22 protein-coding genes and 1 pseudogene are annotated in these 24,183 nt (G+C 47.0%); 4 read left to right on the forward strand and 19 right to left on the reverse strand.

The annotated features are described in order from the left end of the window. Positions 1-21 precede the first annotated feature (21 nt). The 6 genes and pseudogenes from BBB58_RS10075 to BBB58_RS10100 form a co-directional block, all read right to left on the reverse strand. Entirely contained in the window at positions 22-1,473 is a 1,452-nt protein-coding gene (locus tag BBB58_RS10075; RefSeq protein ID WP_074037093.1) for a glutamate synthase subunit beta, read from the reverse strand. Further along, positions 1,470-5,909, reverse strand: coding sequence for a glutamate synthase large subunit (gene gltB, locus BBB58_RS10080; RefSeq protein ID WP_074037094.1), 4,440 nt, complete (start codon positions 5,907-5,909; stop codon positions 1,470-1,472). The genes BBB58_RS10075 and gltB overlap by 4 nt, the downstream gene beginning before the upstream one ends. A gap of 254 nt (positions 5,910-6,163) precedes the next feature. Beyond that, on the reverse strand, positions 6,164-6,916 hold the full coding sequence (locus BBB58_RS10085) for a TspO-related membrane protein (RefSeq protein ID WP_074037095.1): 753 nt from the start codon (positions 6,914-6,916) through the stop codon (positions 6,164-6,166). A 116-nt stretch (positions 6,917-7,032) separates the two neighbouring features. Continuing rightward, positions 7,033-7,845: pseudogene (locus BBB58_RS10090) on the reverse strand (aldo/keto reductase). Positions 7,846-7,910: 65 nt separating this feature from the next. Further along, positions 7,911-8,705 carry an ABC transporter permease subunit gene (locus BBB58_RS10095; protein ID WP_074037096.1) on the reverse strand — a complete coding sequence of 265 codons (795 nt, stop codon included), beginning with the start codon at positions 8,703-8,705 and terminating at the stop codon, positions 7,911-7,913. 1 nt (position 8,706) lies between these two features. Next, positions 8,707-9,579, reverse strand: coding sequence for an ABC transporter ATP-binding protein (locus BBB58_RS10100; protein ID WP_074037097.1), 873 nt, complete (start codon positions 9,577-9,579; stop codon positions 8,707-8,709). A gap of 121 nt (positions 9,580-9,700) precedes the next feature. Here BBB58_RS10100 and BBB58_RS10105 point away from each other — a divergent pair, with 121 nt between their 5' ends. Continuing rightward, positions 9,701-10,264, forward strand: coding sequence for a TetR/AcrR family transcriptional regulator (locus tag BBB58_RS10105; RefSeq protein ID WP_074037098.1), 564 nt, complete (start codon positions 9,701-9,703; stop codon positions 10,262-10,264). A gap of 37 nt (positions 10,265-10,301) precedes the next feature. Here the strand turns inward: BBB58_RS10105 and BBB58_RS10110 are convergent, their stop codons facing one another. The 3 genes from BBB58_RS10110 to BBB58_RS10120 form a co-directional block, all read right to left on the reverse strand. After that, positions 10,302-11,411, reverse strand: coding sequence for an NAD(P)/FAD-dependent oxidoreductase (locus BBB58_RS10110; RefSeq protein WP_074037928.1), 1,110 nt, complete (start codon positions 11,409-11,411; stop codon positions 10,302-10,304). A 79-nt stretch (positions 11,412-11,490) separates the two neighbouring features. Next, on the reverse strand, positions 11,491-12,225 hold the full coding sequence (locus tag BBB58_RS10115) for a Bax inhibitor-1/YccA family protein (protein ID WP_074037099.1): 735 nt from the start codon (positions 12,223-12,225) through the stop codon (positions 11,491-11,493). Positions 12,226-12,251: 26 nt separating this feature from the next. Continuing rightward, positions 12,252-12,776, reverse strand: a complete 525-nt coding sequence (locus tag BBB58_RS10120) for a type 1 glutamine amidotransferase domain-containing protein (RefSeq protein ID WP_074037100.1) — start codon at positions 12,774-12,776, stop codon at positions 12,252-12,254. A 178-nt stretch (positions 12,777-12,954) separates the two neighbouring features. On the opposite strand from BBB58_RS10120, the gene BBB58_RS10125 reads away from it, so the two are divergent. Then, positions 12,955-13,749 (forward strand): thymidylate synthase, encoded by a 795-nt coding sequence (locus tag BBB58_RS10125; RefSeq protein ID WP_074037101.1) that lies wholly within the window; start codon positions 12,955-12,957, stop codon positions 13,747-13,749. Beyond that, positions 13,746-14,234 (forward strand): dihydrofolate reductase, encoded by a 489-nt coding sequence (locus BBB58_RS10130; protein ID WP_074037102.1) that lies wholly within the window; start codon positions 13,746-13,748, stop codon positions 14,232-14,234. The genes BBB58_RS10125 and BBB58_RS10130 overlap by 4 nt, the downstream gene beginning before the upstream one ends. A gap of 10 nt (positions 14,235-14,244) precedes the next feature. On the opposite strand, the gene BBB58_RS10135 is transcribed toward BBB58_RS10130, so the two are convergent. From BBB58_RS10135 to BBB58_RS10160, 6 genes are all read right to left on the reverse strand, one after another. Beyond that, positions 14,245-15,735: a GGDEF domain-containing protein gene (locus BBB58_RS10135; protein WP_074037103.1), complete on the reverse strand. Its 1,491-nt coding sequence runs from the start codon at positions 15,733-15,735 to the stop codon at positions 14,245-14,247. 167 nt (positions 15,736-15,902) lie between these two features. Next, positions 15,903-17,303 carry a class II fumarate hydratase gene (fumC, locus tag BBB58_RS10140; RefSeq protein ID WP_074037104.1) on the reverse strand — a complete coding sequence of 467 codons (1,401 nt, stop codon included), beginning with the start codon at positions 17,301-17,303 and terminating at the stop codon, positions 15,903-15,905. Positions 17,304-17,406: 103 nt separating this feature from the next. Next, positions 17,407-17,799 carry a reverse transcriptase-like protein gene (locus tag BBB58_RS10145; protein ID WP_074037105.1) on the reverse strand — a complete coding sequence of 131 codons (393 nt, stop codon included), beginning with the start codon at positions 17,797-17,799 and terminating at the stop codon, positions 17,407-17,409. Then, complete coding sequence (locus tag BBB58_RS10150; RefSeq protein ID WP_074037106.1) at positions 17,780-18,562, reverse strand: 5'-3' exonuclease; 783 nt, start codon at positions 18,560-18,562, stop codon at positions 17,780-17,782. The genes BBB58_RS10145 and BBB58_RS10150 overlap by 20 nt, the downstream gene beginning before the upstream one ends. Continuing rightward, complete coding sequence (locus tag BBB58_RS10155) at positions 18,543-19,493, reverse strand: CobW family GTP-binding protein (protein WP_074037107.1); 951 nt, start codon at positions 19,491-19,493, stop codon at positions 18,543-18,545. The genes BBB58_RS10150 and BBB58_RS10155 overlap by 20 nt, the downstream gene beginning before the upstream one ends. A gap of 15 nt (positions 19,494-19,508) precedes the next feature. Continuing rightward, positions 19,509-20,687, reverse strand: a complete 1,179-nt coding sequence (locus BBB58_RS10160) for an HD domain-containing protein (RefSeq protein ID WP_074037108.1) — start codon at positions 20,685-20,687, stop codon at positions 19,509-19,511. Between the two features lie 155 nt (positions 20,688-20,842). Here BBB58_RS10160 and BBB58_RS10165 point away from each other — a divergent pair, with 155 nt between their 5' ends. Further along, positions 20,843-21,355, forward strand: a complete 513-nt coding sequence (locus BBB58_RS10165) for a hypothetical protein (protein WP_074037109.1) — start codon at positions 20,843-20,845, stop codon at positions 21,353-21,355. 38 nt (positions 21,356-21,393) lie between these two features. On the opposite strand, the gene hfq is transcribed toward BBB58_RS10165, so the two are convergent. The 4 genes from hfq to BBB58_RS10185 all read right to left on the reverse strand — a co-directional run bounded on the left by hfq (position 21,394) and on the right by BBB58_RS10185 (position 24,121). Continuing rightward, entirely contained in the window at positions 21,394-21,642 is a 249-nt protein-coding gene (gene hfq, locus BBB58_RS10170) for an RNA chaperone Hfq (protein ID WP_074037110.1), read from the reverse strand. Positions 21,643-21,669: 27 nt separating this feature from the next. Continuing rightward, positions 21,670-22,605 (reverse strand): tRNA (adenosine(37)-N6)-dimethylallyltransferase MiaA, encoded by a 936-nt coding sequence (gene miaA, locus BBB58_RS10175; protein WP_074037111.1) that lies wholly within the window; start codon positions 22,603-22,605, stop codon positions 21,670-21,672. A 277-nt stretch (positions 22,606-22,882) separates the two neighbouring features. Further along, positions 22,883-23,362, reverse strand: coding sequence for an SMI1/KNR4 family protein (locus BBB58_RS10180; RefSeq protein WP_074037112.1), 480 nt, complete (start codon positions 23,360-23,362; stop codon positions 22,883-22,885). A 159-nt stretch (positions 23,363-23,521) separates the two neighbouring features. Continuing rightward, a complete protein-coding gene (locus tag BBB58_RS10185; protein WP_244150730.1) occupies positions 23,522-24,121 on the reverse strand; it encodes an AmiS/UreI family transporter in 600 nt (199 codons plus the stop codon). Between the last annotated feature and the right edge of the window lie 62 nt (positions 24,122-24,183).

Raw genomic sequence — 24,183 nt, forward strand, 5'->3', positions numbered from 1 at the left:
AGCGACGGCTGTCGCTCCTTTTTATGATGAGGTTTTTAATTCGGTCTTGCAAGTATCGAGATACGCATCGACGACCTCTGCCACTTCTCGACCTTCCCGAATCGCCCATACGATCAAGCTTTGCCCTCGCTTGGCATCCCCAGCGACAAAAACGTTTTCCGTTGCCGTCTGGAAATCTTTCGTCTTCTCGACGCCGATTTTCCGCAACTCATGCTCCGGTCGCTCAAATCCGATGGCGACGAGGACGAGGTCCGCCGGATATGTCTCCATCGAATCCTCTTCCACGAAGAACGTCGCTTGACCATCGGGATTGACCACTTTCGTCATCCGTTCCGTCTCGATTCCGATGACACGCCCCTCTCTCGTAACGATTTGGTTGGAACGAATCAAATACGTTCTTGGGTCCTTTTCATAGACCGCAAGCGATTCGGCATACGCATAATCCGTCGTATCCGTATCCGGTTGAAGTGGCCATGGTCGCTCAGGAGCCCTAAACAATCCTTTCGAAGGGTGCTTCCCAAACTGGATGACAGATTTCGCTCCTTGACGAATCGCGGTCGCCACACAGTCGGCCCCTGTATCACCACCTCCGATGACGATGACGTCTTTGCCTTTGGCATCATGTCCTGGTGATCGAGTCAATCCTTTCCGTTCGTACATGGATGCCGTCAAATAGTCCATCGCCATTTCAACACCACGTGCATCATCGCCATCAATCCCGAGCGTGCGCTGTTTCTGAGCTCCTGTAGCGAAGATCACCGCATCGTATTGGTTCCGAAGCGCCTCGACTGTCACATCCGTACCGACCTCTATGTTCGTCTGGATGACAATCCCCTCTTGTTCGAGTAACCGAATACGGCGCCTCACGACGTCCTTATCCAGTTTCATGTTCGGGATTCCGTACATGAGTAGCCCTCCCGGTTCATCCGCCTTCTCGATGATGGTGACGGAATGTCCGAGCTGGTTCAGTTGGTCAGCAGCCGCTAATCCAGCCGGCCCACTTCCGATGATGGCGATGGTCATCCCGGTTCTTCGATGGACAGGTCTTGGTTTCACCCATCCTTCTTCAAATGCCCGATCGATGATGGTTCGTTCAATCGATTTGATGGCAACCGGATCTTCACTGATTCCGAGTGTACAAGACCCCTCACATGGTGCGGGACAAACTCTCCCCGTGAACTCTGGGAAGTTATTCGTCTCCATCAATCGGTGATACGCTCCCATCCAGTCCGATTTTGTCACAAGCTTGTTCCACTCCGGGATATAGTTGTGAATCGGACACCCAATCGTCTCCTGTCCAATCATATCCCCGACATGACAGAATGGAGTGCCACAGTCCATACAACGTGCTGCTTGCTGTTTGACCGATTCGTCATCCATTCGCGTCGTATATTCCTCATAATCCTTCACTCGTTCATCCACCTGACGTTCCGGTAATGTGGAACGTGGAATGTTTAAAAAGTTATGGTTCATGCGTTACCCCCCTCAGTCACAACCCGGAACAATTCAAGCGCTCGGTCTGCTTCACTCAACTCCGGTCGATTCGCCTCGATTCGACGCATGACGTCCAATACATTCGCATAATCTCGTGGAACGACCTTTACAAAGCGAGAGCGAGCTTGTACGAACGACTCTAAAATGGTCCGTGCTTTGACACTGTCTGTATGAAACTGATGCGCCTCAAGAAGTGCATAAATTTGTTCCACGTCTTCATCGTTCAATTCTTTTATAACGGAGACGAGCTCCTCGTTGACGAGTCGATCGTACGCTTGATTCCCATAAATATATGCGATGCCACCTGACATGCCGGCTGCGAAGTTCCGTCCGACGTCACCGAGGACGAGAACTGTTCCCCCGGTCATATACTCACATCCATGATCGCCGACTCCTTCGACGACTGCCGTCGCCCCAGAATTTCGAACGGCAAAACGCTCGCCGACATGACCGTTAAAGAAGGCCTGTCCGCTCGTCGCTCCGTACAAGCAGACGTTACCGGCAATCATTTGTTTACTTTCATCAAACGGCGCATGTTTTTCAGCGATCAATGCTAATTTTCCACCGCTCAAGCCTTTCCCAATATAGTCATTGGCATCACCGATGACGGAAATGGTGATCCCTCGTGGTAAAAATGCTCCTAGGCTTTGTCCGGCTGATCCACTGAGGCGAAGCGAAATGGTATCATCCGCTAAACCGACCTGACCGTGAACTTTCGTCACTTCAAACCCTAACTGTGTTCCGACGGCGCGATCGGTGTTTCGGATGCGACCAACGAAGAATGTCGGCTGCAACGAGTTGATTGACCGAGAGACTGCCGGAATCAATTTCCGGTGATCATAGGAACGATATGCCGGGTGAGCGAGTTCTTCACGTTCAGGAAGTGGTGTCGGCATCGAGAGCATCGGTGCTAAATCTAACCGTTTTGCTTTCGGATGACTCGTCTTCCATTCACTCTCTTCAAGAAGATCCGTTCGACCAATCACTTCATCAAGTGAGGTCATACCGAGTGACGCTAAAATTTCCCGTACTTCTTCGGCCAAGAACGTCATCAAGTTGACGACATGTTCTGGTTTCCCCATAAATTTCTGACGAAGCACCGGGTCTTGTGTCGCCACACCGACCGGACATGTATCTAAATGACATGCGCGCATCATAATACATCCAAGGACGACGAGCGGTGCTGTCGCAAACGCAAACTCTTCCGCCCCGAAGATGGCAGCTAGGACGATATCTCGTCCCGTCATGAGCTTTCCGTCTGTCTCAAGTGTTACTCTCCCCCGCAACCCGTTCAACGCGAGCGTTTGATGCGTCTCTAAGAGACCAAGTTCCCAAGGAAGACCTGTGTGCTTGATTGATGTTTTTGGAGAAGCACCGGTCCCACCATCATATCCACTGATGACAATCGTATCCGCGTTCGCTTTCGCCACACCCGCTGCGATTGTCCCGACGCCTGACTTCGAGACAAGTTTGACACTGATTTTCGCCTTCGGGTTCACATGCTTTAAGTCAAAGATGAGTTGGGCCAAGTCCTCAATCGAATAAATGTCGTGATGTGGAGGCGGTGAAATGAGCCCAACACCTGGAACGGATCCGCGTACTTCGGCGACCCATGGGTACACCTTATTTCCGGGAAGTTGACCACCCTCACCCGGTTTTGCCCCTTGCGCCATCTTGATTTGAATCTCATCGGCATGGTACAGATATTCTGCCGTCACCCCGAATCGCCCGCTCGCGACTTGCTTGATGCGGCTGATGCGTTCGTTCCCAAACTCATCCGGGACGAAGCGTGCTCGGTCTTCCCCACCTTCGCCCGAGTTACTTTTCGCACCAATCTGATTCATGGCGATAGCGAGGGTTTCATGCGCCTCTTTCGACAAGGACCCGAATGACATTGCTCCCGTCTTGAAACGGCGAACGATCGACGTGATTGGTTCCACTTCTTCGAGTGGCACAGGACGTTGCGTTTTAAATGCAAACAACTGTCGAATGAACTGTCCTGATGAATCATGTAGCTTCACATAAGCGTCATAATATTTTCGTTCCTTCTCACGACATGCACGTTGCAACAAATGAATCGTCTTCGGATTAAATGCATGTTCTTCCCCATCTGCACGCCATTGGAAATCACTTCCCGCTTCGAGCGGCCGATTCGTCGCATAGGCGGACGTATGGAGTGTTTTCGCCTCGTCTTCTAGCTCTTTAAATCCGATCCCAGACAGTTGGGACGTGGTTCCCCTGAAATGCGTTTCAATCAAATCACGGTCTAGTCCGACGGCTTCAAAAATTTGAGCCCCGCGATAACTTTGAATGGTCGAGATACCCATTTTCGACATGATTTTGACGATGCCTTCGACGACTGCTTTTTGATACGAGCGTATGGCCTCTTCAAATGAATGCGCGATTTGTTCACGTTCGACTAAATCTCGAATGGTCGCATAGGCCACGTAAGGGTACACCGCATCTGCCCCATACCCAATCAAGGTCGCTGCTTGATGCACTTCTCGTACCTCACCGCTCTCACAAACAAGACTACAGCTCGATCGCAAGTTCTCTCGAATCAAGTGTTGATGAACTGCACTCAGTACGAGGAGAGACGGCATCGCAATCTGTTCGCGATCGATGAGCCGGTCAGATAGAACAATCACATTTGCTCCATTCCGAACCATCTCACTGACTTGTCGCAAAAGTGACTCAAGAGATGTCTCTAAATCATCCATGAACGTCGTATCGACTCGTTCGACCTTGAGCCTCTCGTCAAGTTGCTTGAGGGCCGCCCCATCAATCATCGGATGATCTAACCACACACGTTTCGCATGACCTCGTCCGGTATGGACCGGATCTCCTTGCGGACCAATCCAAGTAAATGTAGCCGTTACAATTTTCTCCCGCAACGCGTCAATCGGTGGGTTGGTCACTTGTGCGAAGTGTTGTTTGAAATAATGGAACAAGGAACGGGGTCGTGTCGAGAGCACCGCGATTGGTTGGTCATGTCCCATCGAGCCGATTGGATCTTTCTCATCTTTGATTAACGGAACCATATACTGTTCAATGTCTTCTTTCGTATATCCAAACGCACGTTGCACACGCTCGAGTTCAGGCAGTTCTTCTTCATCGACCCCTCGATCCTCAAGAATCATCATCTGCCTAAGCCATTTGTGATAAGGCTCTGACTTCGCAATCGTCTCTTTGATCTCATGATCTGGTATCAATCGCTTTTCAATCAAGTCGATCAATAACAACTGTCCTGGTCTTAAACGCTGTTTTGATTTAACGTTCTCTGCGTCAACCGGAATGACTCCTGTTTCAGATGAGAGAATCAATTCCCCGTCCAATGTTTCGACATAACGCATCGGACGTAAGCCGTTACGATCTAAAATTGCCCCGATTTGCCTTCCATCCGTGAAGACGACTCCAGTCGGTCCATCCCACGGCTCCATGATGGATGAATGATACTGATAAAAGTCGCGCTTGAACGGTTCCATCTGTCCTTCGACAAATGGTTCAGGAATCAACATCATCGCCGTGTGGGCAATCGAGCGACCCGTTCGTGTGAAGAATTCAAAAGCGTTATCGAGCATGGACGAGTCGCTTCCATCCTCTTGAAGCACAGGGAACAAGTGTTGAACGTCTTCAAATAAGTCTGTTGACGTGACCCCTTCCCGCGCTCGCATCGCATCGATATTTCCGCGAAGCGTGTTGATTTCCCCGTTATGGACTATCATTCGGTTCGGATGTGCTCGTTCCCAAGAAGGGAACGTATTCGTCGAGAAACGAGAATGAACGATGCCGAACGTACTCTTGTAATGAGGGGATTGCAAGTCCAAATAAAATGCTGCGATTTGATTTGGCGTCAACATCCCTTTATACACAATCGTTCTCGTTGAAAGGCTTGCGATATATAGGGGTAATGATTCGACCTTTTCGATTTTTCGACGAAGTTCATAGAAGACGCGTTCATTCGCGTCCTCATCTAGGAATGGACATGAGATGAACCATTGATAGATCACCGGTTGTGTGACCTGTGCATGTTCACCGATTTGCATCGGGTCGACAGGTACTTCGCGCCATTCAATCGTCGAACAATCAAGTTCATCCGCCATCCGTTCCATCAAAGTGATCTTTTCGTGAAGCTGATTCTCAGACGGCTGAAAAAAAACCATTCCGACAGCGTAACGACCGAGTGACGGAAGGTTCATGGTTTGCGTAAACAATTCGTGTGGAATTTCAGTCATGATACCAGCCCCATCACCAGCATCGATGACACCTTGTCCTCCTCGGTGCTCTAAATTACATAACATGGAGAGCGATTTTTGGACGTTTTTATGTTTCTTTAGCCCATGTAAATTGACGTAAAGTCCAATCCCACACGCATCTTTCTCAAATTTTGAGTCATACAAACCAACTCGACTCATATCATCGACCCCTTTCACTCACAGTTTCGTAATTAACATTTTGTTCTAAATATTCTGAAAAATCAAGTGAGTTGCATGCATTTTTGCATAACAGTTATCTCAAAGAGTGCTATTGAAAGCGTATACATAACTGTTATCAATGGATTTATCGTTTTTAGTTATGTTCAATAAAGAATAAATATCCATAAATATTATTTATTTATAGGTTCTTCAGAACGCAAAAAAAGGATATCCTGAAGATACCCTTTTCTTGATTATTGTTCTACTGTTTTACGCGTATGATGCAAAAACGATTTCGGACGTTTCCACAAAATCAAACCGATATACCCAATCGCTAGCAATGCAAGGGCGCTGACAATCACAACATAGAGTGTGCCTTCTTCGATTCTAGCCAAGATTCCGATATACGCCCATACGAATACGAGTGGGTAGATGAAATCATGATGCCACCACATAAAGAGTAGGGCAAGGACTACACCGACCATCAGCATAAGTGAGGTCCAGGCAAGTTCATCAAGACCTAACAGCGACGTGATCTGTTCCGTCTTCATCACAACGAACGTGTTGACGATGGTCGCGACTGATACCCAGCCGATGTAGATGGAGAACGGGAACCGATCGAGCCAACTCGTAGACGTTCGAAAAGCGATGTAATACAACCAGCACAGCGTCGCCAGGAACAACACCATGATGACAAGTGAGACGACGAACCATTCGTTCGTGAATGCCAATAACCATAAACCATTCAACACGCAAGAGACTAAAAATCCAGCCTTCATTCGCTCGGCTTGAAGATTCGCCGTCGTCCCTTTCTTCAACTGGAGCACCAGCCAGACAAGAAGCGCGACATAGATGACACCCCAAATTGAGAAAGCGTATCCTGCCGGCTTAAAGTAGATATCGATGCGGTCCGAAACCGCTGCATTGTCGCCGCTCGCGAAGTAGTTGATGACGACGGTCGCTAAAAAAGCGACCCAGTTTACAATCGGCCATTTTGATAAGTCCATAAGCACGATCTTCTAAATGAAGATCAAACACCTCCTTTTGTAACATAATATTCAATACCCGCATCCATGTGACTCTACACGTATAAAGGGGCTCGCATATGCGAACCCCTTCTCAATTAAAAGTCGATTTCGTCTGGATCTGGTCCGAGACGTTCCCCTGTCGCCACTTGATCGATTTTCGCCAAATCGTCCGCATCGAGTGAGAAGTCGAATACATCAAAGTTCTCACGGATTCGATGTGGTGTCACCGATTTCGGTAACGCGACATGACCAGACTCAAGATGCCAACGGAGAACTATCTGTGCCGGCGTCTTCCCATGTTTTTCTGCAATCTAAAAAAAAGCAGGGATGTCTAAAAACTTTCCTTGCATGAGTGGACTCCATGCCTCGATTTGAATCCCTTCATCTTGGCAGTAATCCAACAAATCCGGTTGCGGGAGTTGTGGATGAAGTTCAACTTGATTGATGAGTGGCGCCATCAGACCGGCTTCTTTCAATGTTTCTAAGTGGTGTTCTTTAAAGTTGGATACACCGATTGCTTTGATTTTTCCGTTTTTTTTTAAATCGATGAGATCTTTCCACGCATCGACGAACCCATCTACCGGCCAATGCAACAGACAAAGGTCCAAATAATCTGTCTGGAGTCGTTTTAACGAGTCTTCGAATGCCTCTTTCGTTTTGCCTTCACGAATGTCATCATTCCAAATCTTCGACGTGATGAACAATTCAGAGCGGTCTACACCTGAGAGATGAATTCCCTTCGCAACGCCCTCTTCATTTTTATAGATTGCAGCCGTATCGATGTGACGATAGCCTGTTTTGATGGCTTCAACGACAGCAGCTGGTGCCTCGGTTTCATTATCGACCTTCCAGACACCAAAGCCGATCATCGGAATTTCGACCTTATTTCGTAATGTTGCGTAAAGCATCTCATTCATCCCCTTTTCATTCTAACGAGCTGATTGTATCATACCCGAGAATTTATTTCGGAAAACTAAATCGTCAAATCTTTTCGGGTGAATCGGATGAACGAGAGTGCTGAAAAGATGGTCAGGAGAGCGAGTAACCAGATGAAATGGATTCCCCAATATTCCTCACGCATGATGGCACCGGCGTCAAAGAGAGAGAAGAATGAGAGGTTTGACATCCAATCGAATTGATCGCTCACTCCTTGGATGATGTTCACCATGAGAAAGAACGTGAATATCCCGCCCGTCACCATATAGGATTTACTACTATCATCGAACAGACTCGCAATCACATAAGCGGCTACGCCTAGGACGAGCAACATGAGCGCTCCATTCAATTGAAGCATCCACAATACCGCATAGTCGATTTGTAAATCGAACAGAAGGTCCGCTGCCATTAAACTCAACCCATTTAGACCGACAAATAGCCCGACTGCCACAATCAACACAACAAAGCTTGACATCACATACGTGACTCGAGAAATCGGGGCCGCCATATACAGCATGATTTCTCCAGAATCGACCGGTTTGGCCAACAGTTTCGAGGCGAAAGTCAATGCGAATAAAACTGCGAGGACGTAAAAAATCAAGCCATAATAGTTACTCGACAATAGATTGAGGACGTTGTCCATCGCCATCGACGCATCGATTTGGAAGACATCGAGAAGCTCAGGTGGCAACGACTCTAATTTTGCCTCAATCAATCCTGTTTCTTGAATAGATGGGAAGATTGCGGCTAAGAAAAAGAGATATATGCTAGTCCCGACTGAATATCCTAGAATCCAACTGCGATTCTGTTTCAACATGGAGCAAATTAACATGTCACGTCGCCTCCCCGTAATACTGCATGAATAGATGTTCGAGCTCGTCTGTGCCACTTGTCAGTGATTGAACCTGAAACTCCGCCAATGTTCGGATGAGGTGGTTCAGCTCTATCGGTGTCGAGATGGTGACCTCAACATGCATGCCGTCCCGTTCACCAGAATCGGCCGCGAATCGAACGGCTTCCGCTTCCGTTGAAAATTCGACTCGGTACCGTTTCACGCTATGTTGTCGTAATTGTTCCATGTCCTCTTCGATGATGATGCGTCCATCTTTAATCAACGCGGCACGGTCGCACGTCCGTTCCATCTCAGGGAAATGGTGAGAACTCATGAGAATCGCTTTCCCAGATTGCTTTTCTTCAATTAACCAATCGATTAGACGATCTTGCATGAGCGGGTCTAATCCGCTCGTCGGTTCATCCAATATATAGACGGGCACATCTTTCATGAAACAGGTTATGATGGCGAGTTTTTGCTTCATTCCCTTTGACATCTTCCGTACTTTCGTCGCCTCATCGAATGAAAACCGTTCACGTAATTGCCGTTCACGATCCGAATTCGTTTTGTGCAAATGGCGCGTCAATCGAATGATTTCTTCTCCCGTCATGTTCTGGGGATAATTGATTTCTCCTGGCAAATAGCCGACACTCCGTTTCACTTGCTCCGTCTCCTGCCAACAGTCGAATCCGTTGATGGTCGCCTTGCCTTCACTCGGCTTCAAAAGACCCATCAAATGTCGAATCGTTGTGGATTTCCCAGCGCCGTTCGGTCCGATGAATCCGAAAATTGTACCTGGTGATACATGTAGTGAAACGTCAAAAATACCATGTGTGGCATCAAATCGTTTCGTCAATCGCTGAATCCGAATCATCTCGAACCCTCCTTTTTTGTATTTTTTTTACGATATGATTACAAAACTAGTATATCACGTTCTTTTTTGAAATGGATATGGTATATTGATTACAAAACTAGAGAGAGGAGCGCTTAAATCAATGGATGGATTTGCGAAACGCACCGAAGAAAAACAACAAGCGATCTTACGTGCCGCCTATGACTTGATGACAGAGAAGCAATCCCGATTCACAATCAGTGAGTTAGCGAGTCGAGCGCACGTCTCCCCCGTATCTATCTATAATTACTTTGGGTCAAAAGACCAGGTTATCGTGCAAGTCCTAAAGCAGATGACAGAAGAGCAGATGAGTTGGATTGAACATGCGATTGAATCGAACGCTCCATTCGATGCGTTACTCGTCGAGATCCTAACACGAAAAATCCAGTCAGCGGTTCTCTTTGACGAGACCATCACAGCAATGATTCAACAAGACCCGAACTGGGAACAGCTTGCGACTCGAGGATATACTGCTTTCGCCCGGTTGATTGAATACGGGAAGGCCCAAGGGTCAATTGATTCGACGTTATCCACTTCTTCTTATTTACGCTATGTACAATTCATGCAACAGGCTATCCTGTCCGATCCTCAGTTTTCAATCGAGAATATGAAGGAAACGATGGAAGTCTACTTTCATTTCTTTTTGAATGGAGTCATGAAACGCTAAAAGGTGACTGTCTCAAGCAAGCAGACAGTCACCTTTTTTATGTGTGATAGATAAAGTCTTCAATTGGATAGAGCGATAGATCCACTTCCGCGTCTCCTGTCAGAACGAGGTCACTCAACACTTTTCCGATGAACGGGCCGACCGTCAAACCGGATGATCCCAGACCGTTGGCGACCAACAGTTTTTTTGCCCCAGGTTCCCTTCCGAGTACGGGAATTGAATTCGGTGTGACCGGACGGAAGCCGACTTTCGTCCCCACGAGTTCTGCCTCGGAAAGTCCAGGTGCCGACTCCAAACCTTTCGTCAGTACTTCGTGTACTCCGATTGCAGTCGGACGAACGTCGAACGCTTTTCCTTTCTCATGTGTCGAACCGATGACCACTTTCCCGTCGTCAAATCCGAGTAAATAGCGGCGTCGTGGCGGCATGACGACCGGCCAGTCAGATGCATCTGTATCCTTCAACTGGACGTGGACGAGCTGGGCCTTTTCCCCTTCGACTCGTACCGTATATCCAAGAGGCTGTAACAGTTCCGGTAACCAAGCACCCGTCGCAAGGATGATTTCATCCGCTTCATATCTCACTCCGTCACACTCCACACCAATCTCATCTCCGCTCGTCAACCGTGCTGAACCGTTGACAAATGTGACGCCACGCTTGATAGCGACTCTCTCAAGTGCAGCGCGAAAGCGTCCGCCGTCGACTCTAGCCCCTCCTGTCACGAAGAGTGCATCGTATTCATCGGATAACGGTGGGAAACGATGTTGTGCCTCTTCAGCAGTCAGTCGTTCGAGTTCACCGATTTCTGGCGCTTCTTCTCGACGAAGCAACGTTCGCTCCATCATCTGGTCGAGCTTTGTTTCTTCATGGAGCGCAAGCGTCCCGACACGTTTGTATCCGGTATCCGTCTCCCCTTCAGCCTCCAGCTCTTTGACGACCTTAGGATAATAGCTTGCTCCGCCTTTCGCCAGTGCATACCAAGCTTTGTTGCGTCGCTGCGCAATCCACGGACATACGATTCCTGCCGCGGCATCCGTTGCTCTTCCTTCTTCTTTCCGGTCAATGACCGTTACATCCGCTTTACCAGCTAAATGATAGGCAGCCGAAACACCGACGATCCCTGACCCGATAATCACTATTTTCTTCATCATAAATCTGTCTTGCGCAGACAGATGGACACATCCTTTCGTAAAAAAATCATCGACCCAACGGATCGATGATTGATTCTTATTCTCTCATCGCTAGACGATAAAGTAAATCTAACAACTCGATGTAGAGCCACACGAGCGTGACGATTAATCCGAATGCCGCGACCCATTCCAACTGTTTCGGAGCCCGAGCTTCGACTTGACTTGCGATAAAGTCAAAATCCAAGACGAGAGCGAGTGAAGCGACGATGACAATCACGAATTGAACACCGATCGCAAGTGGGCTTGAACCGGTCATGAATGCCAAGCCTGAACCGAACAAACTCATCACGAGTTGCACGAGATATAACAACATGACTGTGAACATGGCTGCCATGACACCGGCTTTAAACTTCTGTGTCACTTTGACAAGCCCTGTCGTATAGACAAACCACATCGCAAAGGCGACGACAAACGTCGTTAATACGGCACGTCCCACAATACCAGGGACCATCGCTTCAAAGAAATACGAAATCGATCCGACGAAGACACCCTCGATAATCCCGTATAGGGGTGCGACGATCGGAGCCGTATTTGGTTTAAACGTGATGAGCAAAGCAAAGATAAAGCCGAGGATGAGTGACCCGATCATGAGCGGGAACAAGAGCCCTTCTCCAATCGTCGGGACGACAAGCCATGTCGTACCGGCTGCCGCTGTCACGAGTAAAAGCAAGGTGAACACTTTAGACCATGTTCCTGCTTTCGTCATCGGTTCGGCACTGTAAGCTGAGGACTGCATTGATTTACGAAGTAATGGATTCGATTTTAAGTTCAACGTTGAATAGCTCCTTTATTGTTCAGTTACTGTTTTGCGAACACGTCGATGAACGCGCGCATATAATCTGGTAAGTCTGGCGGACGACGACTTGAGACGATATGTCCGTCGACGACGACCGGCTCATCATGCCAAATCGCTCCCGCATTTTCCATGTCATCTTTGATTCCAGGCGTGCTCGTCACGTTCACCCCGTCTAGAATGTTCGCAGAAATCAACACCCAACCGGCGTGACAGATTTGACCGATTGGTCGTTTTTGTTCATCCATATAACGGACGAATCCTTTCACCGAATCGAAACGGCGCAATAAGTCAGGAGACCATCCGCCTGGCACGAGGATCGCATCGAACGATGTAATGTCCACATCATCAAACGCCACGTCAGATTTTGCTGGCACACCGTATTTACCGATATATGCGTGATCGGCCTTCTCCCCTGCGAGGATCACGTGCGCCCCTTCTTCACGAAGGCGATGTACCGGGTACCAAAGCTCTAAATCCTCGAAGTCATTACTGACAAGTTGAAGGACTTTCTTCCCTTGTAATTTCATCAAACCCCTCCTTTTATTCATTCCCCATTATACCCGAAACCGCTAGTCACGAAAACGAAGAATCATGATTGTTTTTTCTTTATATGGATTCATCCTGATTCACGACACTATATCTTGTGTTTCCTTCCCACAATTGATACCTTTAGTGGTAGGAGATTGAGAAGGAGGAACATAACGTATGAAACAATATCATGACTTATGTCGACACATCCTCGACCATGGTGTCGTAAAAGAAGACCGGACCGGGACCGGGACAACGAGTGTATTTGGTTACCAAATGCGTTTCAATCTGCAAGAAGGATTCCCCCTTATCACGACGAAGAAATTACATATTCGTTCCATCATTCACGAACTATTATGGTTCATCTCAGGAGAGACGAACGTCCGATACCTTCAAGATAACGGGGTCCGCATTTGGAACGAATGGGCAGACGAAGAAGGCAATCTTGGTCCAGTATACGGTTCACAGTGGCGTTCTTTCCCACGCCCGGACGGTTCTTCTGTCGATCAGTTGGCTCAAGTGATTGACCAAATCAAGACGAACCCAGATTCAAGAAGGTTGATCGTCTCGGCATGGAACCCAGGACAGCTAGAGGAGATGGCCCTGCCGCCGTGTCACCTATTGTTCCAATTCTATGTCGCTGACGGAAAGCTTTCGTGTCAATTGTATCAACGGAGCGCTGATACGTTTTTAGGGGTACCGTTCAATATCGCCTCATACGCACTACTCACGCATATGGTCGCACACGTGACCGGACTCGAAGTCGGCGACTTTGTCCATACCCTTGGTGATGCACACATCTACCACAACCATCTCGAACAAGTGGAACTTCAGTTGTCGCGTGACCCACGTCCGCTACCAAAACTCAACATTGTCCGAGACGTCCCTTCAATCGAATCATTCCGTTTTGAAGACTTCGAAATTCTAGGATATGATCCGCATCCGCACATCAAAGGAGAAGTGAGCGTATGATTTCACATGTCGTCGCATATGGATTAGGTCGTGAAATCGGAAAAGATAATGACTTATTATGGCGTTTGCCAGATGACTTGAAACATTTCAAGACCATCACGTCTGGCGGAACGGTCGTGATGGGAAGAAAGACGTTTGAGTCCATCGGTAAAGCGTTACCGAACCGACGCAATATCGTCGTCACATCAGATGTTTCCTTTTCAGCAGATCAAGTCGAAGTCTGGCATGATTTAGACCGTCTCGTCGAAATGAGTCAAGATGAAGAATGGTTTGTCATCGGTGGCGCCACGTTATATGAGCAGACGATGCTGATGACGAGCCGGATCTATGCAACGGAGGTCGCTGCATCGTTCGAGGCCGATACGTATTATCCCGAACGGATTGGGGAATGGTCAATTACGAGTACAATCGACCACCCGCAAGACGAAACACATGCATATGCCTTTTCATTCAAACAATACGACAAAACAGACATCGCATCATGATGTCTGTTTTTTAGTCTGGCAATTTTTCCAGCCACTGTTCAATTTTTCTCGTGATGACTTCGTCTTGTTCTCCATCCGCATAATCGTCATAGATTGCTCCGAGTTCAGACGCCGTTCGTTTCGATACAGCAAGAATGTGACTATATTTGCCTCGTTGCTCTTTCACAGCAGACAACGTCCCTCTCGCTTCTTGTGCACGCGTATCATCCAAGACGAACATCTCGATATTGTCATTACAAGAATACGCCTCGTAAGGACGGTATACGACTTCATATCGGCGGTGCTCTTTCGGGAGTCGATCAGCGAGCGATGTATAAGTATTGGCAGACATCGTCACATAGGCGATTCGCTTCTCCTCACGAACAGCAGAAGTGTATCGGACGACACGATTTCGTCCATCTCGTTTCGCCTTATAAAGCGCCTCATCTGCGTAGGCACACCACTCTCCAAGTGTATAGCCTGTCTGGCAGACTCGGGTGTATCCAATCGACACCGTCACCTGATGGTCGTATGGAAACTCCATCTCTTCGATACGTGTTCGGACTCGCTCGAGTACCGATTCGACGATTGCACGGTCTGAGACGTTCAAGAGGATTAAAAATTCTTCGCCTCCGTATCGGATGAGCTCATCACTAGAGCGAATAGCATGACGGATTTCTTCAGAAACGCGATGAAGAACGTCATCGCCATACGAGTGACCAAACGTATCATTCAATTGTTTGAAGTGATCGATATCGAGAAGTGCGACAGCAAAACTCTCACCAGACCGCTCCAATCTCGAGATGAACCGAGAAAAGGTCGCCTTTAAATACTTACGGTTGAAAGCACCCGTTAATTCATCCACGAGTAACGCTTTTGATACGAGACGTGATTTTTCGATATGTAGTCCGAGACGCACCAATCGTTCCTCCATCGGCACCCACGATTCCCAATAATCGTCGAATCCGTATGAATAGGCCGCAAGACGATAATGTTCATTCGTTCCGATGACAATAAGTGGAACATAGAGCTTTCTCATCTTGCTCACGAAAGATTGGATATCTCGCTCTTTAAATTGTGGCCATAATTCAACGTCCATGATGATGGCTTTCGGCACATCCTCATAATCGTATTCGACGGCCTCTTCTAGTGTCTGCAAAAATACCGGACGTGCTCCGAGCTTCTCGACGCGCGACTTGTAACGACTAAATGTAGAAAAGCTTGCGGATAAGATGAGGACAAGATCCTCATCCTCCTGTTCAATCCCTAAGACGGTATGGATATAGCGTTTCACAGGAGAGATCAAGGTCAAAGCTTCCGCATGTGTGAGGACGCTTGGCAACTCCTTCGCGTCAGACTCGACACGACTAAAGATTTCTAACAAATGCATCAATCGTCGTTGCCGAACTTCCTTCTTCATCCAATCGAGTAGAAACTCGATATCGCTTTTTGGAATTTGTTTCGACTCCGATATCTTTTTCAAAATCATATGTATACGCTCAGTGAGTTGACCTTGCTCCATTCCCGTCCCCCCTATGTTCGTACTCCCCGAATTCTCTTATGTTTCGATTATGCGACTTCTCAGGATGAAATACAACTATTTCCTTATTTTTTTCTATTGTTTTACATATTACTAGGACTTATGCCCTAAAAAAGACATACTAAAAGCGGTCTTGCGACCGCCTTGTGTTATTTTTTCATTTTTTTTTTCGGTGACGTCATCTCTTCCGGACGAATCCATTGATCAAATTGTTCTTCAGTCAATAAACCGGTTTCTAAGGCTGCTTCTTTTAAAGAAGTACCATTTTTATGTGCCAATTTCGCAATTTTTGTTTCTTTTTCGTATCCGATATGCGGGTTGAGTGCTGTAACGAGCATGAGTGACTGCTCCACATTATGTGAGATCACTTCATGATTCGGCTCGATTCCGACAGCGCAGTGATCATTGAAAGAATGTAAGCTGTCCGTCAATAGACGACAAGTCTGTAGGAAATTATACATAATGACTGGTTTGAAGACGTTCAATTCAAAGTTCCCTTGACTCGCCCCAAAACCGATTGTCGCATCATTTCCGAGTACTTGTGCGGCAACCATCGTGAGCGCCTCACTTTGAGTCGGGTTAACTTTACCCGGCATGATTGAACTTCCTGGTTCATTCTCCGGAATAGTGATTTCTCCGATTCCTGCACGTGGTCCAGAAGCCAACCAACGCACGTCGTTCGCAATCTTCATCGCGTCCATCGCTAAGGCTTTTAATGCACCATGTGTGAAGACGAGTTGATCGTGACTCGTGAGGGCGTGGAACTTGTTGACGGCTGTCACAAACGGTTTACCCGTCTCTTCTGAAATTTTCTTAGCTACAACTTCACCGAACTCAGGGTGTGCATTGATCCCAGTTCCGACGGCCGTTCCTCCAAGTGCAAGCTCCGTGAGTGGCTCAATCGTGCGCTCGATCATCTGTTTTGACAATTCAAGCATCCGGACCCACCCACTGATTTCTTGACCGAGTGTGACCGGCGTCGCGTCTTGAAGGTGCGTCCGACCAATTTTGACGATATCCATAAATGCCTCAGCTTTTTGTGAAAGAGTTTGATAAAGCGAGTCGATTGCTGGAAGGACATCATCTTGTACGGAAAGGATGGCGGCGATGTGCATCGCAGTTGGATACGTATCATTCGAGCTTTGCGATTTGTTGACGTCATCATTCGGATGAATCGTGATAGATGCTCCGCGAGCCTGTAACTTTTCATTCGCAAGATGCGCAATGACTTCGTTGACGTTCATGTTTGACTGCGTGCCCGACCCTGTCTGCCAGACGACAAGCGGGAATTCTGCGTCATGTTGCCCTGCTAAAATCTCATCAGCCACCTCTGCGATGATCGCTGCTTTCTCTTCCTCGAGTACACCGAGTTCAGCGTTTGCTAAAGCGGCACCTTTTTTCAAAATGGCTAATGCGTATACGATTTCAAGTGGCATCTTCTCTGCACCAATTTTAAAGTTTTCAAGACTACGTTGCGTTTGTGCTCCCCATTTCGCCGTAGCTGGAACTTTAATTTCCCCCATTGTGTCCCGTTCGATCCGATAATCCATGTATAATTCCCCCTCTATAGTTGACTACGCTTTCATTTTAGCGAAAAACCATCTAAAAAGAAATGACTCCGTCAAAAAAGCGACCAAGAATGATCTCGGTCGCTTAATTCATTCCATTCAATGCGTCACGTGCAATCACATCCGCTCGATTCTCCGCTCGTGGGACCCATTTCAAGAACACGGTCGGCAATTCATCGTAGGCAATCAGTGCTTTCAGAAATAAAGGCTTCGCCGATGCATCTTTCATGAAACGTTGCTCTAATGCGCGAACAATCACTTCAGCGTCGGAATACAGCATGAATGAGGTTTCACCTTTTAATGCATGAGCTTGTTCCAGTGCATAAGCACATGCAGCCAATTCCGCATGAACGCTTGTCAATCCTTGCATGCGACGTTTAAACGTCGATACCGTACCGTCGGACGACTTGATCCACACACCGATTCCGTTATCTCCAGTCGTCTGATTGGTGGCCGCGTCAAAATAGATGTGAACCAAACCGGTACGCCTCCCAATCTGTATTGACAGGAGCATGGATATCAATCTGAGACAGTCGTTTCGATAAGAGGGCGATTTCTTCATGGCCGTCTAGTTTTTTGTTTTTTTTTTGATGGGGCGCTTCAAGTGTTTCATTTTGAACATGCACATAAAGCGTCTCAATCGTATCGTAATGCTGAATCAAAATCGTCGCCGTCTTCGGACCAATGCCACGCACCCCCGGGATGTTATCCGAAGAGTCTCCCTGCAATGCCTTCACGTCGACAAACTGATGTGGTTTCACCCCGTACATCATTTCAAAAGAAGCTTCATTGACAAGCTGCTCCTCACCTTTTTTCGGCATGATTTGAAACACGTTCGGAGACAACAACTGAAGTAAATCGCGGTCTGAAGAATAGAGGTACGATTCTCCTGGAAAAGCTGTCGCGACGGCGCCCATCAAATCATCGGCCTCATATCCCGTCAACTCGGATTGTAAGATGCCTCGTTCATCCAAAGCAGCCCTTAATTTCAAATAGTCTTCAAAGAGCGGCTCCGGAAGTCCGTTACGCGTTGCTTTATATTCAGGATACAGCGCGTAGCGGTGGGTGGACTCTCGTGTCCCGTCCCAAAAGAAAGCGATATGGGAAAAGTCTGTCGTCCAGGAATCCACCTTCCGAAGCAATCCTTTTACCGTCACTTCCGGATCTTGTGCTCGTCTTCGCTCCGTTGCAAAATAATAACGTGACAATAAATTAAATCCGTCAACTAGAATAAGCTTCATCTTGCTCCACCTCACATGCTTTTAATCCCCGTGCCAGTGCATCTTGGTCTAGTTCCTTCCCAATCCAAACAAATACGGAACGATCCCCTTCATGCATCTCATTTGCAAAAGTTGCGCCCATCAACTGATTCGTCGCTTGAATGACAAACTTGCGCTCCTCATCCTGTAAGCGGACAATCGCCTTCATCCGATACATCGCATCCTCATAGTGCATCAACACTTCACGAACGTAACGGGTCACGCGCTCTCGAGACAACGGACGCTCGGCACTCAACGTGATCGCACGAAGGGAAGAGACCGATTCACTCGTCTCTGTCAGTTGGCTCAACTTTTGTTCATCGACACGTGACAGTTGGAACGTATTCTCAAGTAATTCGTAATCGCCTTTTGTTTGAATCGTCTCTACAATCCTCACCGTCGGATTGAGTTGCTCGATTCGGCGGCGTGCTTGATTGAGTTCATCCGTCGACACTAAATCGGTTTTATTTAACAAGATGAGATCAGCATAAGCGATTTGATGAATCCCTTCTTTGAACAGTTCACGATCCATTTGACTGGCATCCACAACCGTCAAGATGGCATTCATTTTGAAGTGTTGTCGCAAATATTCATCATAGTAAATCGTCTGAATGATCGGTGCGGGATCCGCGACACCGGTAGTCTCGATGATGACCCGGTCGAATGTTTCTTGCTTTGCAGCCAATTGATAGAACGTCTTACTCAAATCATTTTGGATAGAACAGCAAATACATCCGTTTGAGAGTTCGATTTGCTCTTGGTCCATCTTGACGATCAATTGTTCATCGATATTTATCGCGCCAAGCTCGTTGACGATCAGACAAATTTTTTCATCCGTCGTCGCGAGTAAGCGGTTCATATACGTTGTCTTGCCTGCTCCTAAAAATCCGGTCACTAATTGTACGGGAATCATGATACCACCCTTTTCTTACAAATCTTCGTGCGCGCGAGCCCATTTCTCATAACGCGCATCCAATAAATCAATCAAGTGAAGCATCCAAGCCTCCGTCGTCATCGGGAGGACACTCGATCCCCACTCACGTTTCCCATGATGTGATAAAATCATGTGCCAGATTCGATGGTGGACATCCAATGGCAGTCGCGTCGACATCTGGCGTAACGTTTCTTCAAACAATAGCCCACCGTATGGCATATGCCCGATTAGTGTGCCCATCGGGTTGATGGAGATGCCGGTCGTTTCACTTGTGCCCTCAACAGGAGATAACTTCTCAAAACGATTCGGACTAGATAACAGATGACTGTATTCATATATTTTTCCGATGTCGTGGAAGAGGATTCCAAGTGCGAGTTCATCCCAATTCAACGGTTCTTTCCGCTCGGCCATCGCTTCACAGGCGGCATACAGCGATTCAAACGTTCCTTTATATGCCTGTTCGATTTTAACACCGTTCATCGTATTCCAAAGGTCGACTTTGTGCAACTGCTCCGCTTCTTTGATTACACGAAACACCATCGCCAAATAGTCATCTTGCTCTTGAATCCGATAGCCGAGACGAAGCATACACACGGTATGCTTTAATAGACCTCCCACATAGTTATGATGGTGGTAGAGTGCCGCTGGCGATAGTACGAAATCATCCCAAACGAAATCAAGGAGGCCATAGGCGAGCTGTTGATAGGTCGGTGACAACGTATCAATCAAACTGAACAATTCATCCGCAAACTGCTCCATCGTCTCATCCCCTGGCAAGCCTGGTAATAACGAGATTGCCTCATCTTTTGAGATAGGATGGACGCGGTCAATCGTAATCGATTTTGCGCCATCCGGTTTTGGATAGACATCGATTTTCCCTGATAGCTCGATGACACCCGACTCGTAGATTGGAAGCAGTTCACTTTCATTTCCACGGAGCCAATGTTTGGCACGCATCATCCCGTTCGCCGTTGTGACACTTAGTTGAAGCCATTTCGCACCATTCTTCCCTTCTCTAACCTCGACTGTACTGACGAGCGCTTTTGTTTGGACAGGGGCCCCATCGGCTAACTGGTCTAAACGTTCCTTTGATTTGTCTATTTGTGGTATTTGAAACCGATCATGGTTCATCGATGAACCGATGACCGGATCAATTTGTTGATAATAGTTCATAATCATTCCCTCCTCGCATCTTATGACATTGTATCGTGTTTCCGTCTATTAGGCGAACATACTTTCTAGTAGGGTGACGATTTTGCCATCATTATATTGAAAGCGCTTACGATTATTGATACGATAAAGGTAGTTCGATAAAGGGGGAAACGATAATGATTTCATTAATCGATACGTATGAACGTTTCATCGCCTCGGGGGAAGCGACACGTTATGCACAAGAGCAACAATCCATTGAACATATTCTGCAAGCGTCAACTTGTCCGGTAGGGATGCAGGACTTAGAACAGTCACTCACGCATCTTTCCGGTAATCCATATGCCAAAGATGCATCACTCGACAAAATCGTCGAGCATGAGATGAAAGGGGCTATGGCGGCGCTTGAGCTTTCCGGTTATCCTCTTCAGACGCCGTTAGCGAAGGCGGTTATCCTGTCTGCTTTCGCTCGAACGAACCGACTCAATATTGATAAACTAAAAGAACTGAGCCACGCCGATCTTCTCGTCCGAATCCAATCAGCAGAGCGTGCTTGGAAGCGAACATACGCATTGTTACACCGTTCAACGCCGACTCAGATTTGTGGTCAAATGGATTCGCTCCTCGGTGGATGCGCTATCCAACGCGTTCTTGAGGCAATCAAACAACCCGGAACGACAAAAACGGCATAAGAAAAGGAGCGGTCCCCGGGCCGCTCCTTTTCTTATGCTCATCCTTCTGTTACTTCAACTGCATCCGGCTCATATAGTGTTACATTACGTGCCGGAGAGAATGTCGAAATCGCATGCTTATAGATCAATTGTTGACGACCTTCCGACTCGACGATGACAGTAAAGTTATCAAATGACTTGATGACACCTCGAATTTGAAACCCGCTTACTAAAAATACGGTCGTTGGTACCATTTCTTTTCGAAGTAGATTCAAAAAATGGTCTTGAATGTTGTAGCTCGCTTTCATGCTGGATTCCCCCTAGTCTTTATCTCTTTAAAATAATCGGAATAAAAAAAAAAACCCCTCTACATCATCATAAATATTTTTATATGATAGTTCAAATGATTTTCGACCCATATCCACCCAAATTCCATCAAATTGATGACGGAACCAAGTTAATTGCCGTTTCGCGAACTGTCTTGTGTGCTGTTTAAGCAAGTCGGTCGCTTTCTCTTTCGACATCTTTCCATCGATAAAGGGAATCATTTCCTTATATCCGATGGCCCGCATCGCCTGCGTATCACGATATCCTTGTGCCAAAAGTCGTTTGACTTCTTCGACAAGTCCTGCTTCCATCATCGCATCGACGCGTTGATTGATTCGGTCGTATAATATCTCACGATCTGCGTGGAGGACGAACAATCGATAATCATAATGTTCGGATGGCGTACTGTCTGTTGTCTGTGTATCACCTTGCATCGCCACCTCGAGCGCCCGTACGACGCGACGCACGTTATTTGGATGAATCGTAGCCGCACGCTCTGGGTCAAGTTGGACCAATCGTTGATGTAGCGCTTCACGCCCTTCGACTTCTGCAAACCGTTCGAGTTCAGCCCGCAGTGCTTCATCGACAGGTTGCTCCACAAATTCATAATCATATAAGATCGAGCGAATGTATAGCCCCGTCCCACCGACGATAATCGGTAACTTGCCACGGGCATAAATATCATCGATGGCGGCACGCGCCAATTGTTGGAACATCGCGACACTCATAGCATCATCAGGGTCACAAATATCAATCAAATGATGCGGGATCCCTTCGGCCTCTTCTTTCGTCACTTTTGCTGAACCGATGTCCATGCCCCGGTACACTTGAACCGAATCACCCGAGACGATCTCGCCGTCGAACGCTTTTGCTAGTTCGATGCCCGTCTTCGTTTTGCCAACAGCGGTCGGCCCGACGATGACGACGACAGGTATTTTTTTCATACATCTCACTCCTCAATTAAAAACCCGTCTCTTCAAGAGACGGGCCATCAAATTCTTCTTTTTATTCTATCATCAAATACGACGGCAAACAGCATCCAACCACATAAAAGTAATCCGAGTAATAACACGAGACCATCACTCATCTGCTTTCGCCTCCTTTAGCTTCCTCATTCCCACTTTTCACATTTCAGACACAAAATAACTGTAAAAAAGCACACTCAATAAAGAGTGCGCATTTCAAAGTCATCATTCAAATCAAATACTCAGTCATCATCTTTTAACCTCTGAACCAATCCCAAAAATGAGCACCTTGGGCGACAATCAAATAGTCGAACCAGCGTCTATAATCCACCGGAAGTTTTTCGGTGTCATTTGCGTACGTTAAAAATTCCCCAATCCAAATGTAGTTCTCATTTTCGCCTAAGACCTCGCAAACAATCCATTCCCCATCTCTCCCGACACCGACGGGGATGAATTGTTCAGGGCACTCCCATATTTCACGATATTCGATGATTTCATCCACACTAAAGAGTCGAATCCCTCCACCATATGTCGGATGGACAAATAGTTCAACACCATTATGACTCTTTAAAAATTGGATAACGTCATTTGGCATCATTTGCTTCAATCGCTTGATTTCAACTTCCGTCGCGGGCTCACTGAATGAAAAGTGTAACGTGTCCACATATCCCTCTTCATTTTGAATTTCGATTCGATTATTTACAAGCCTACTTTTCAACGCTTCAAGTGCAATCATCAACTCAACCCCACTTTTTGAGAATTAACGACATTCGTACCGTATCTTTCATTTCCACTTTTCTAAGTATTGCATATATCGACCTTTCAGCGTTCAATAAAAAAGGACATCGGGCACGACTTGATCGCGTCCGATGTCCTCGAATCGTTTTTTAATTCTTCATGAAGCAATTTCTATCGTCTGTTTCGTACGTTTGACAGAAACGATGAAGTACAGGATTGCCGTACCGCTCGCCGCCCACCAAACCATGTCATACCATCCGTTCATCAGTCCAGCCATCCCAGCCATCGCCGGGACAATCAGCGTCAACCATGATAATACGAGGGCGACACGTGCTGTGATGGCCTCATTCGGTTTTTCGAGTCCCATTCCAAAGAAGAACAACGCCCAAAGGAATGACCAGAAGAACCACGTCAACGCTCCCATCGGATCACTTTCTGCAATCGCCATCACACCGTAAAAAGCAGCTGCAATCGAAACGAATAATGAGAACCAGCCAACGCCACGTCCGTCTAAATTCAAAATAAACGTCACCCCTACATATAAATAAGTGAACGCAAATAGATAGATACTCGCATGACCGAATTGCTCTTCTGGACTCGCCCCAATCAATAACCATGTGGCGATAAACGTTTGTAAGAGTCCCGTAAACAAAATAAAAAATCCTGCGCTCTTGCTATCCACTTTCCCGAGAAGAACGAGACTATTTAAAAACAGTGCGACGCCACCGAATAGTAAACTTACATTACCCACACTCATTACCCCTTTGTACAGATGTCTGACCTTTAATCTACTGTATCACTTTAGCTTGAATTCGCTTT

The organism is Exiguobacterium profundum (genome assembly GCF_001909285.1).
GTDB classification, from domain to species: Bacteria; Bacillota; Bacilli; order Exiguobacteriales; family Exiguobacteriaceae; genus Exiguobacterium; species Exiguobacterium profundum.